This window comes from Ferriphaselus amnicola, from assembly GCF_000974685.2.
In the GTDB taxonomy this organism is placed as follows: Bacteria; Pseudomonadota; Gammaproteobacteria; order Burkholderiales; family Gallionellaceae; genus Ferriphaselus; species Ferriphaselus amnicola.
Map to the genome: position 1 here is coordinate 1,935,159 of NZ_AP018738.1, position 12,569 is coordinate 1,947,727.

Annotated in this window: 10 protein-coding genes; 1 reads left to right on the forward strand and 9 read right to left on the reverse strand. The window is 52.2% G+C overall.

Annotated elements, in window-relative coordinates:
- Positions 1 to 162 precede the first annotated feature (162 nt).
- From OYT1_RS09685 to rpoE, 5 genes are read right to left on the reverse strand one after another with little or no spacing between them, the layout of a single operon-like run.
- Positions 163 to 1,575: a DegQ family serine endoprotease gene (locus OYT1_RS09685; protein WP_062626164.1), complete on the reverse strand. Its 1,413-nt coding sequence runs from the start codon at positions 1,573 to 1,575 to the stop codon at positions 163 to 165.
- 19 nt (positions 1,576 to 1,594) lie between these two features.
- Complete coding sequence (locus tag OYT1_RS09690) at positions 1,595 to 2,044, reverse strand: SoxR reducing system RseC family protein (RefSeq protein ID WP_172588536.1); 450 nt, start codon at positions 2,042 to 2,044, stop codon at positions 1,595 to 1,597.
- 2 nt (positions 2,045 to 2,046) lie between these two features.
- Positions 2,047 to 3,009, reverse strand: a complete 963-nt coding sequence (locus OYT1_RS09695; RefSeq protein WP_062626166.1) for a MucB/RseB C-terminal domain-containing protein — start codon at positions 3,007 to 3,009, stop codon at positions 2,047 to 2,049.
- The gene (locus tag OYT1_RS09700) at positions 3,006 to 3,506 is read right to left on the reverse strand and encodes a sigma-E factor negative regulatory protein (RefSeq protein WP_062626167.1); all 501 of its coding nucleotides are present in this window, start codon (positions 3,504 to 3,506) and stop codon (positions 3,006 to 3,008) included. Before OYT1_RS09700 ends, OYT1_RS09695 begins: the two co-directional genes overlap by 4 nt.
- A gap of 2 nt (positions 3,507 to 3,508) precedes the next feature.
- A complete protein-coding gene (gene rpoE / locus OYT1_RS09705; RefSeq protein WP_062626168.1) occupies positions 3,509 to 4,108 on the reverse strand; it encodes an RNA polymerase sigma factor RpoE in 600 nt (199 codons plus the stop codon).
- A 149-nt stretch (positions 4,109 to 4,257) separates the two neighbouring features.
- Here rpoE and nadB point away from each other — a divergent pair, with 149 nt between their 5' ends.
- Entirely contained in the window at positions 4,258 to 5,898 is a 1,641-nt protein-coding gene (gene nadB / locus OYT1_RS09710; protein ID WP_062626169.1) for an L-aspartate oxidase, read from the forward strand.
- On the opposite strand, the gene OYT1_RS09715 is transcribed toward nadB, so the two are convergent.
- The 4 genes from OYT1_RS09715 to bcsZ all read right to left on the reverse strand — a co-directional run bounded on the left by OYT1_RS09715 (position 5,888) and on the right by bcsZ (position 12,567).
- Positions 5,888 to 6,313, reverse strand: a complete 426-nt coding sequence (locus OYT1_RS09715; protein WP_062626170.1) for a protein YgfX — start codon at positions 6,311 to 6,313, stop codon at positions 5,888 to 5,890. The genes nadB and OYT1_RS09715 overlap by 11 nt on opposite strands.
- 22 nt (positions 6,314 to 6,335) lie before the next feature.
- Complete coding sequence (pgsA, locus tag OYT1_RS09720) at positions 6,336 to 6,911, reverse strand: CDP-diacylglycerol--glycerol-3-phosphate 3-phosphatidyltransferase (protein WP_062626171.1); 576 nt, start codon at positions 6,909 to 6,911, stop codon at positions 6,336 to 6,338.
- Between the two features lie 65 nt (positions 6,912 to 6,976).
- Positions 6,977 to 11,470: a CotH kinase family protein gene (locus OYT1_RS09725; RefSeq protein WP_119283533.1), complete on the reverse strand. Its 4,494-nt coding sequence runs from the start codon at positions 11,468 to 11,470 to the stop codon at positions 6,977 to 6,979.
- Complete coding sequence (gene bcsZ / locus OYT1_RS09730) at positions 11,458 to 12,567, reverse strand: cellulose synthase complex periplasmic endoglucanase BcsZ (RefSeq protein ID WP_062626173.1); 1,110 nt, start codon at positions 12,565 to 12,567, stop codon at positions 11,458 to 11,460. The genes OYT1_RS09725 and bcsZ overlap by 13 nt, the downstream gene beginning before the upstream one ends.
- Between the last annotated feature and the right edge of the window lie 2 nt (positions 12,568 to 12,569).

Genomic DNA, 12,569 nt, shown 5'->3' on the forward strand with positions numbered 1-12,569 from the left:
CCTCAATGGCAGTTTTCCTGATCGCTATTATCAGCGCCAAGAAGAAATACAATGTCAGGAATAACGGGGAATTCGCGTAGCAATTCGACTGGACTCGCGTTTCACAAATAACAAGGGCAGTCCGCTCGCACGAACTGCCCTCTGCTCTAATTCCTCATCGAGCTACTTCTCGTCCAACTTGATCGCCAAGTAGGAGGCGCCATCTCCGCGTCGAACCAGAAGAGCGACGTTCTTACCCGTCGGCGCTTGTTTCAGCACGTGGTTGAATTGCGCCAACGATACGATTTCGATATTGCCGATGGCAAGAATCACATCGCTACGTTGTAGCCCCGCCTGACGCGCCGCGCTGTTTTTCACCTCCTCCACGACCAATCCGCCGTTGACGCGCAGCTGCTGCTTCTGCTCGGCAGTCAACTCAATGACGCTGATTCCCAATCGCACAAGTGGCGCGGCCTCTACAGCGGGCGACTTTCCAACGCGCGGCACACTGGCGGCTTTTGCGTCCTCATGCATCTCACCAACGGTCAAACTCAACTCCTTCGTCGCGCCATTGCGCCACACCTCAATCACCGCCTTGCTGCCAGGGCGAGCGGTACGCACCATTTTAGGCAGATCGCCCGACGTCACGACAGCTTTGCCATTGAATTTCAGCACCACATCGCCAAAACGAACTCCGGCCTTATCCGCCGGACCATCTTTTTCCACACTACTGATGAGTGCGCCCTGCGCCTGTCCCATACCAAAGGACTCAGCCTTCTCGCTAGTCACCTCTTCGATAGAAACGCCAATGCGTCCTCGGGTGACCTTGCCGCTAGTGCGCAATTGCCCGGCCACATCTAGAGCCACGTCGATAGGAATAGCAAAGGCCAAGCCCATGTAACCGCCGGAACGGCTATATATCTGCGAGTTGATGCCGACTACTTCGCCCTTCATATTGAACAGCGGGCCACCAGAGTTGCCTGGGTTGATCGCCACATCCGTCTGAATGAACGGCACGATGTTCTCGCCCTTGTCATTGGGCAATGATCGCCCCTTAGCACTGACGATGCCGGCAGTCACGCTATTGCTGAAACCGAACGGCGAGCCTATCGCCACGACCCACTCCCCGACCTTCAGCGCATCCGGCTCGCTGGTCGCCACCATCGGCAAACCGCTAGCCTCGATCTTGAGTACAGCAACATCCGTACGTTTGTCTGCGCCAATCACTTTAGCTTTAAATTCACGCTTATCGGTCAGCCGCACCGTAATCTTGTCGGCGCTCTCGACCACATGAGCATTGGTCAAGATATAGCCATCCTGACTGATGATGAAGCCGGAACCTAACGACTGAACTTCCTGATCGCGCGGAGCCTGTTGAGGAAAGAAATGGCGGAAATACTCGAAGAACGGATCATTCTCAGAAATCCCAGGGAACATCTGCTGCGGAGACTTCAACACCTGAACGGTGCTGATATTGACGACGGCGGGGCCTTGTTTCTCGACTAATTCGGTGAAATCCGGCAGTTCCTTGGCCGAAACCACACCCACCTGCAAAAATAGAATAGCGACTGCAAATTTGAGCAAGTTTAACAACATCTTTCCTCCTGTTTAGCTGTCAATCTCCCTGCCAGCGCCGAGCGATATAAGCCTGCCCTCCTGCCTTACGGCGACGCTGCGTCAGTATTTGTGAAAAGAAAAAACCCAACAACAAACCACAACCAGCCCCTAACGCCGCATAAGCATCACGCTGCCCAGCCTGCTGCACAAAGGAAGCTCCTAACACTCCCCCTAATAACAACCCAGTCAATGGCAGCAGATAGACCATCGCCACGCCATGCAGTACCGCACCTTCATTGACCGCGATGACCACTTCATCACCCGCCTGTGCAGAGATCGGATTATTGACGCTGAACAGACGCTCTTTGTTAGAGCAGAACATTTGGGATAGTTTGCTACTACCACAGCCGTTTCCCTGGCACGTACCACACCCAGAGACATCATGCCGCGCTTCGACCCAGGCTTGTTTGGCATCGGTACGAATGACAACAGCGCGGGCTTCCAACACGATTATTGACCGGCGTAGCGCACGGAGTCGGCGATTTGAACCACGGTACGCGCAGGCACCTCGCCCACGACAGTCACCCTAAAGCCATCCATAGAGCGGCTAACGATGTTAATCGCTCCATGACTGGTCAGCCCAACCACCTCATCAGGGCGACGCTCAGGTTCGATAAATACCGAGATGCCCGCCAGACCATCGCTGTACACCTGCTGAATCACCGGTTGCTTGCGGTCACGCAGCGGGCGGCGCATTTCAGTCAGTTTTTTGAATCCGATCGGCATTGCATCCACGCGCCAGCCGGTATTTTCCAGCTTCACCGCCACCGACTTTGACTGAATAGCTTCAGGTGGCGTCGTCACCGTAGCAAGCCACGCACGGTCCAGCTTGCTACCAAAACTCAACTGAGTAAAGGCGTACTGCTCCACTGGCATGCCCTTCTCGTCCAACATGATACTTTTCAAAAGAAGGCCAGAATCGAGGTGAGCCCACATTTTATGGGAATAGCGCAAACCATCGCGCGGCTTGAAGATAATTGCTTGCGCCTCGAATCCGGCAACGCGTGAACGCTCTCCCTCGCGAATCTGGTAGTTCTCATTCAACGAAATCAACTGCTCTGGCAACAAATCAGGAAAGGAACGACGATTCGCGCTTTTCTCTATGCGCACGCTGTGATGGTCGCCCAATACGCACCAGACTAGTCCGTTGTCACGATAAACCTCTCGGTGGGGGCCGTCCAATGACTCTAGACGCTCATGTTCGCCTTTGGCATCCACCAAATGAACAATGCGGGAGGTCTCCACATGATTGCCGTGCTGATAGACAAAAGTGCCGCTGAATTCAGTTTTATGTGCCGCAAAAGCCAAAGTTTGCAGCCAACCAGGATCAACGGGCTTACCAGACTCCGCGTAAGCAGAGACAGTCGCACACAAAGCGCCTGCGACCAAAATACGCAGACAGCTGGCTATCATCGACCTTGCTGTCCGGAAACTGCGGCACGAGCATAGGGTACCGCACCCTGAATATCGGAACTAGGCGACATTTCCTGATGAGCCATCAGGTAGTCATTGACACCACCTTCGACAGAATAGCTGGCAGGGCGCACATTGAACTCTTGCTGCTGCGCGGCCAGTTGCGGTGTGACTTCCGGCGAAATTTGGACAGACATCCAAGCAACCACACCCACTGCCAAGACCGATGCTGCCGCCGACAGAGCGAACCAGCGCGCCTTTTGCTGACGAGTTCTAGCCTTAGGAGCTAGCACCGTAGGTTCTGCCTGTAAACGCTGGCGCATCACAGTGCTAATGTCAGCATGCGCTTGATCTGGTTGGCGCAGGATATCCCCAATCAGATGGTAAGTCTGCCAGTCCTCATCCGCTTCGGGGTGGCGCTTCATGACGTCGAGCAGTGTTTCAGCATCATCGTCAAACAGTTCACCATCCATCAGCGCAGAAATCTGTTGTTTCATAGTTACCACCTCGTATCTTTATTGGTGCCCAACAATGGGCGTAAATTCTGTGCAATAGCTTCGCGAGCTCGGAAAATGCGGGAGCGCACCGTTCCGACCGGACAATTCATCACACTTGCGATCTCTTCGTAACTCAAGCCTTCAATCTCACGCAAGGTCAGTGCAGTACGCAGATCATCTGGGAGCTGCTGCAAGGACGCATTCACCACTTCGACCACCTGCTTACTCATCAGTTCATTTTCTGGCGTACTGACTTCGTGCAACAACCCCGCATCCTCAAAACCTTCAGCCTCCTCGGCGTCAAAGGGCGTACTCGTTGGAGCACGTCGCCCACTCGCCAAAAGGTAGTTTTTGGCGGTATTGATGCCTATGCGGTACAACCATGTGTAGAACGCACTCTCACCACGAAACGCCGGCAATGCCCGATACGCCTTGATGAATGCCTCCTGGGTCACATCTTCAACTTCTGCTGGGTCACGGATAAAGCGCGAGATCAGCCGCCCCAGCTTGCGCTGATATTTAGCGACCAGCAGCTCAAACGCGCGCTTATCTCCGCGCTGCGTCCTTTCCACCAGTTGCTGATCTACTTCCCTATCACCCATCCCTGTCTTTCACTTTGTGAGCCTACCACTGAGGCGCGCTAGTATAACCGCACAGGGATAATTCAGTCAGCTTCCAAAACCGTAACAAAGACAAGCCCTCTTCTAATTAGTTCACCCAAATGTAAGACTTTTTCTCACATTCCCCGCATATGACATTTTCGGATATAGTTCGACACCTTCTCTACCTTCAAAAGCCCGTGCAATTCGACACCCTGATCATCGGCAGTGGCCTCGCCGGCCTTTCACTGGCACTCAAGCTAGCTGACCGGCAAAAGGTAGGCCTCATCACAAAAAAATCCACTTTGGACGGTGCCAGCGGACAAGCTCAAGGCGGCATCGCTGCAGTACTGTCTTCCGAAGACTCATTCGAGGCGCATATCCGAGACACACTTATCGCCGGAGCCGGACTATGCGACGAAGCAACTACCCGCTTTGTGGTCGAACATGGGAAAGCCGCCATTGAGTGGCTGATCGCGCAGGGCGTAGCCTTCACCCGTGATGAAGCCAGCGAACGTGGCTATCACTTAACACGTGAAGGTGGTCACAGTTACCGTCGGATCATCCATGCTGCCGATGCCACTGGCCACGCCGTCCAAGCGACACTAGCAGCGCGTGCCGCCGCTCACCCTAACATCACGGTACTTGAACGATACAACTCGGTCGATCTTATCACCGGCGTAAAGTTAGGACTAAATGACAATCGCTGCTACGGGGCTTACGCGCTCGATTGTGTCACTGGTGAAGTGGCCACTCTCGCCGCACGAAACACCGTGCTAGCCACCGGGGGTGCAGGCAAGGTCTATGTGTACAGTACAAATCCAGATACAGCCACCGGCGACGGCATCGCCATGGGCTGGCGTGCAGGTTGCCGCGTCGCCAATATGGAGTTCATCCAATTTCATCCCACTTGCCTCTACCACCCACACGCTCGATCATTCCTAATTTCCGAAGCAGTGCGTGGCGAAGGCGGATTACTCAAGCTGCCGGATGGCACTCGCTTCATGCCTTGGCACGACGAACGAGCAGAGCTTGCGCCACGCGATGTAGTCGCTAGAGCGATTGATTTTGAAATGAAAAAACGCGGGCTCGACTGTGTCTATTTGGACATTTCACACCAGTCAGAGGCATTCCTGCATGAGCACTTTCCGAACATACTCGCGCACTGCCATGAGCTTGGCATCGACATCACCCGCGAGCCGATTCCCGTCGTTCCGGCGGCCCACTACACCTGTGGCGGCTTGATTACTGACCTGAATGGACACACAGATGTTAGGCATCTCTACGCGATTGGCGAAACCGCTTACACCGGGCTACATGGCGCCAACCGACTAGCCAGCAACTCGCTGCTGGAGTGCTTAATTTTCGCTGAATCCGCTGCGCAAGATATACTTACCCAAGTTCCCGCCATCATGCCTGAGCTACCTCGCTGGGATGAGAGTCAGGTCACCGATGCAGACGAGGAGGTTGTGATCTCTCACAACTGGGCCGAGCTACGTCGCTTCATGTGGGACTATGTCGGCATCGTTCGCACTAACAAACGCCTGCAAAGAGCCGCCAATCGCATCCGCCTGTTGCATGAGGAAATTAATGAGTACTACGCTCATTTTCGCGTCAGCTCAGACCTACTAGAACTGCGCAACCTGGTTCTATCTGCCGACTTAATCGTACAAAGTGCGCAACTACGCCACGAAAGCCGAGGATTGCACTACAGCAAGGACTATCCGACCACCCTATCTGATGCATCCCCAACCATTCTTACACCGAAGAATTATCGAACACTCACTGTGTAGGTTGACCGGCCCATTTCAGCCAAAGCCGTAATTGGCGGAAAGATTCAGCATCCAGACTATCTGGAAAAATCAACATCCGCCGCCGCTCGCCCGACTCAGCTACCAGAGTTATCACTGTCAACCATGAGGTCACTACGCTGTCGGAGCCAAGTCGTACTGCCTGTAATTTTCCGCTAAAAGACTCTAACTCAATACCATCAACATTCAGCCTAAAAGCCACGCATGACTGCGGCGAACGCAGCAGAGCGGAAAGCCAGAGCACATATGCAAGGTTGATCGCCAGTAAAACGATCAAGGCCGAACTGGCCCACAGCGGGAGGGCCAACAAGGTTATCGTAACGATAACCACCAGATGACCTACCAGCAAGACGATAGTAAACAGGTAGGAAGGTTTGAGATGGAACTGACGTTGCAACGCTCGCTCCAGACCGAGTGACTTACTCGCGCTGCTTGCGAGCAATCTGCGGCATAGCCAACATCAGGTAGTACACCATCGACCACAGTGTCAGTATGGTCGCAAGGTAGATCAACCAAGTACCTATCCGATGTATCGGCAATCCGAACAATGACTCTTGATAAAGGAGCAACAAAATAGCGAGCATCTGAAATGCGGTTTTGATCTTGCCAATCATCGACACAGCCACACTTTTCCCCGCGCCGATCTGCGCCATCCATTCACGCAGGGCGGAAATGGTAATCTCGCGACCAATGATGATGAAGGCGATGAAGGCCGCCACCTGCCCCAACGCTACCAATACGATCAGCGCAGCAGCGACCATTAATTTGTCCGCAACTGGATCAAGAAATGCACCAAAGGCTGAGGTTTGATTTAATGATCGCGCCAAGTAGCCATCCAACCAATCAGTCACCGCCGCCAGCGCAAAGATTAGCATGCTGAACAAGTGCTTCTGGTGAGCATCCAACCATGAGTCGGGAAGATAAAGCAGGCCCACGAATACTGGAATCATCCAGATCCTGAACCAAGTCAGCAAATTGGGGATATTGATAGGCATGGGCGATTATACAAACGAAAACGCCCCCAGCGGGGGCGCATTCGCACATCATTAAAATTTATCTGCTACTTTTTCACTGGACGTGAGGGAGAAAAAGGCTGAGTGGGAGCCGCATCTTCCGGAACGGCCTCCGGCTGGAGCGAAATTTCTGGCACGGCCACCTCACTCACGGCTGGCTTTTCGGCCACACTCTTCTTTGCCACTGGCTTAGGCACAACCATCGGCTTCGATTGCTCAACCGGAAGTTGTGACTCCACTTTAGTCGGCTTAGCTGGAGCAACCACGGACTTCTGTGCTGCCTTAACAACAGGCTTTGAACCTCCCAATGGGGTGACAACCACTTCGACGGGCTTCGCCACTTCGACAGGCTTCGCTACTTCGACAGGCTTCGCCACTTCGACAGGCTTCGCCACTTCGACAGGCTTCGCCACTTCGACAGGCTTCGCCACTTCGACAGGCTTCGCCACTTCGACAGGCTTCGCCACTTCGACAGGCTTCGCCACTTCGACAGGCTTCGCCACTTCGACAGGCTTCGCCACTTCGACAGGCTTCGCCACTTCGACAGGCTTCGCCACTTCGACAGGCTTCGCCACTTCGACAGGCTTCGCCACTTCGACAGGCTTCGCCACTTCGACAGGCTTCGCCACTTCGACAGGCTTCGCCACTTCGACAGGCTTCGCCACTTCGACAGGCTTCGCCACTTCGACAGGCTTCGCTACTTCGACAGGCTCCAACTGACCTCCCGGCTTAACGACTGGATTAAGACGGGGATCATTCTCCACAACTCTTTGAGGCTCTTTGACGCAAGACACGAAGCGGAGCTTGGTATTTTCTGGAACGACAAAGCTTTCTGTCGCCAACGTCTTTGAAACTGAGTTTGTCCGCGTAGGCAACTCTCTCCATCCAGAACCCGCATTTACCCACAGCTTAAGATTCCGCTGATCTCCGACTGCCACACCGACCTCAGTGTTCTTATAGTTCTCTTGCTGATACTCAAGAGTTAAGTCAGCCACCAAGCGATTAGGGGCGACGGTTCTCGAGGTAAGGAACCATGTACGCTTCAAGCACTGATCTTGCACAAGCCCCTTAGGTAGCTCAGCCGGAACTTGGTAACCCAACGTGTCAGCAAAGATGGTTGAAGGCTTATCCAACGAACGAACCTTAATCACCGATACCAACTTACCACTCATCTCATCGACCAGCGGAACTTCATACCCCGGTTTGTACGCCGTCCAGTGAGCCTTAAGCGCAGTAGGCACCAACAGAGGCGGGGCTGAGTTAGGAATATCTAAGTTGTAAATAAATTTCCATTGGGAATCGTCACCCACCACAAATGACTTGAGGAAAGCGCCATGAGCCAGCCCAAAATATTTCAGAGCATCAGCATGCTCCTCATACTCGCCCTGACGACTTTCAGAGAATGGATCATTCTTTGCGTCCTCCTTAGTAGCCAGCTTGAGTGCATTCACTCTAGCCGCAACTCGATCAGGCGCAAACCAACCAAAAGTTTCCTGACTACCGTCGGACTCAATACCCAGCAAATGACGCAGTCTAGCCTTGAGACGATTAAGTACTTCTGGGCTTTCCAAGAGTTTCTGCTTAAGTACGGATGCAGATCCAACTTCTGGTCCGTAGTAGTACGCATAATCCTCATTGAACACGGCATACGGGAAGACAAAATACGGATCAAAGGTTCTACCAAACGATAAATCCAAATCCCAAGGCATCACCACCCATTTTTTGTTCTTAGGATTTTGATAAAGGAAGTAGTTTTTCTTGTAAGTATCGCCGTTCTGAATCAAACCATTGAGTGCGATCCAACTGACCAACTCATTAGATTCAAAGTTTTCATTGATGAACGCGTTGAACTCGGAGGGCTTGGCACTATCAATACCAGCAATCAGCTGATTCAACGAAGCGTAGTTACTATCTTTAGGATAAACCTTGGCATAGCAATCGCCCGTTTTGGCCGACTCCATGGAAAGATTCCCGCAAACCTGCAATGCGCTCTCATTAGGCTCAAACAGCTCACCATCTTTGCCGAATCCCACACGATCGAACGCCTCTGTGGATACCCACTCAGTAAACATGAACAGACCAGAGTATTTACCGTTGATTTGCAACCGGACGTATTGATTCTTTGGTGCAGGCAAACCGAGTGCTCGCGCCAAGTCCCAAGATAGCCACTCGCGCATCGTACTAGGGTCGGTCGCCATTGAGTTCAACGAAATCCTCCGCTGCCCGTTCCAATCACCCTGGGCATTGTTGTCTAGTGTGATTGCAAGCGACTTCTTAATAAATTTGCGGGTGGATTTCCCCTTAACCGCGATTCTGCCGCTCAAGCGTACGCCATCAACCAACAAGGTCACAGGGAAACTTGAATCATCAATAGACTGCTTATAAAAGAGGATCTTTGCCTCCGTCGGATTCATTTCAATATGAACGTCAGAGAACTTCACTGCATCCTGAGTGACCTGACCATTCGGACCAGCCGACTCGACCTTACCCTCAGGCAGAATGGCAGCAAGGTCGTAACCAACGTATTCAGAAGAATTGATATCGCCGATATCAGCGGGAAGCTCCTGCGCTTCGGTCAGCGCTACAACAAGTTGCGCGATCCTTTCCGCTTCATCATATTGACCGTGCAATTGTAGCAACTTGACCTTGGTTTGCAGCAAATCGATATCCTTAGGATACTCTGCCTGCAAACCATCAAACTCTTTCAATAAATCCTCGAGGCGATGGGAGTCACGCTGCTCATCAGAACGTCTAATAGCACGCAACACACGGATGCGACCGAAGTCATGCTTCTGAATCTCATTCAGCTTGACATAATCTGGGCGAGCTAAAATATCAGCTATTTCTTTGTCCAGCTTTTCGCCTTGTTTGGTACTTAGCAAGTAGCCCGAGTACATTACCTCAAGTCCAATGCTCAGCGGTCGATTGCGCTCCAATAATGAAGCGGCCAAATCACTCCGCCCGATATAGGCCCAAGCCTGCGCAACGGCAGTAACCAACTCTGCGTCTCCATTGGCAGTTTGCTCAATGGATGCGATTTTTTCACGCGCCTCTTCTTTTTTTGTTTGATCAAATAAAGTTTTTGCATTTTCGAGCGCAAGATGAACCTCCAGACGCCGACGCAGCTTCTTCATTTCATCTGTATGATCTTTCGCGGGGATTCTATTGAGGTTGTTATAGCCATCCTCCCACAACCCAACTTCCGAGAAATACAGTGCAGACGCAAACCTAGCATCCGACGATGTCAGGCGAGATAGCTTTCCTACAGCCGTTTCAGCGGCGGGAAGGTTGCCCGCTTTCCAATGTAAGCGAGCCTGAGCAAAGATCGGCCAAGCATCCACTGGGTTCATTGCTTCAGCACGCTTAAACAAATCAAGCGCATCACCTAGCTTCCCATCAGCCTCGGCCTGCTGCCCCATGCGCAGATAGATACTTGAGCGCAGTAGTTTGGAAACACTTGTGCCTGGCAGCAGTTGGTCGTGACGATCCACCAACCGTAATGCCTCCTTGAAATTTTTTCGATCGGCTGCAATCTTGGCCAAACCGAGCAGCGCCTCAGGGTAATCGCTATAGAGTGTCAATACCTTTCTGTACTCAGCCTCAGCCTCACTCGTCTTCCCCTGCTCCATAAGCACGTCACCTAGCGCAGACGGTGCTTCTGGCATTTGAGGAGCAAGCCCCATCGCTTCTCGATAGAGCCGCTCAGAGTCTTTCAGGCGCTTTTGCTGATGAGCTTGATTTGCAGCGTCAAGCACTGTGTAGTACTTCGTATCAACCGTCTCATTCTGTTGACCGTCAGCTTTACCGCGTGCTGCATCACGAATAACTCCAGCCTCGACGATAAGTTTCACGGTCGGACTCAGTGGGTTGACCTCACGCAGCCTTTTTAGATACGGGGCAGCCTGATCGCGCTGCCCAGACTTTGTGTAGTAAGACGCCAAGCCCGCCAACGCCTCTTCCTGCTTCGGTTCGCTAATCAAGACTCGCTGCCAAGCACTGACAGACAGGCTCATCTGACCCGTGCGTTGCCAATAACGGGCTCGTTCCAACAAGGTCTCCATGGCACCTTTGTCTGCCGCCCCCTCTCGCACTGAAGCCGAAGGAGATGCTTTGCTAACTTTTTTATCCGCAACACTCGCCTCCTGAGCCACTTTTACGGAAGGACTGGCTGAGGATTTATCAACAACAGGCTGCTGCTTTGGCGCAGCATCAACAACTGCAGGAGATTTCTTGACTGACTCAACCGGCTTCGCGTCTACAACCGGTTTGGATGCAACCTCAGGCTTAACTATTTCTGCCGGCTTAGGCGCATCTGCCTGCTTTGTGGCCATGGCTTGTTCTATAGCCGGGCTAACAGGCTTTGCCTCCTTGGACTTTTCCGCAGCAGCAGGCTTTGATGGTGCCACCGGCCTCGACGCACTTATGGATTGAACAGAGCCATCCCCTGGTGCTGCCAACACATCCTCGGCAAAGCAAGGCATGTCCAATGCGCCAACCACCAGCAATGAGATAATTCCAGATAATTTTTTTAATTTGAACATAGCTTGCTCACTTTAGTAGACAAACTGCCATCACGATGAAACTGAAAACGCCCGTCCACCCATCCATAGCCGAATAACTTCAATACAGAACTATAATACTGATTCGTTGGAACTATCTTTGGCACTTGTGCATCCTTGTGTTTGTAAAGCACCCATCGATATGGCGCTAGTGCGCCAATAAAACCATCAGGCGCCACCCCTTCACTCGCCCCACCTTGAGTTGAAATCTTCTCAGGCAACCTACCCGAGTCAGGCCTGAACTGGCTAATTTCACTCATTTGTGGCTGAAGTAATTTGAATGCTGGATCCGCCTGATCCATCATCGCCCACCACAGATAAACGCGAATCGACTCATAGCTGCTAAAACGCCCCATATCAGGGTCTGAAGCATAACCCTTAGCCGCAGAATACGACACCCAATCGGGAACCACGCCATGGTGGGCAGAGGATTGAAGCAACTGTATCGCATTTGTCGTCAGTTCGCCCCACGGCCCATCAGGATTCACCTTTGAAAAATATCTCAAAACTTGAATTGGCATATAGCTGGGATTCAATCTCCAACTCGATGAGTTCAAGGCATAACCGTAGGGTGCAGGCAGCAACATCCAACCAACGCCGGGCATATCAACCAATTCTCGACGAGCCATATTCGTCAACAACTGAAAAGCAGCCTTTCGATAGGGCGCCGATTTCCAAATCTCTCCCGCCTGAAATAGGCTGTAAGCTATCCAGATATCTGCGTCACTGGCTGAGTTATAGTCCAACGGCATCCATGTGCCACTTTGCTCGTCCTTACCCCACTTCCAAGCAGGCAAATAAGTCTTTGCATCGCCTCGCATCAGATTATTGACTGTCCAGCGATATATCTTATCGAACTGCTCCTTATCATTGGCAACCAAGGAAAAGAACAATGCGTAAGCCTGCCCTTCTGAAGTGGTAATGGCCTTGCCCTCAAAGTCATCAATCACCCGGCCATCGGCTTGGATATAGTTTCGCTTGAACTCACTCCACATAAACCACGGCTTGCGGCACTCATCGGCAGCCGAAGCTACCGGTGATAGAGATAACGCAATCACTGTGACTAGCATCCGCCACATAA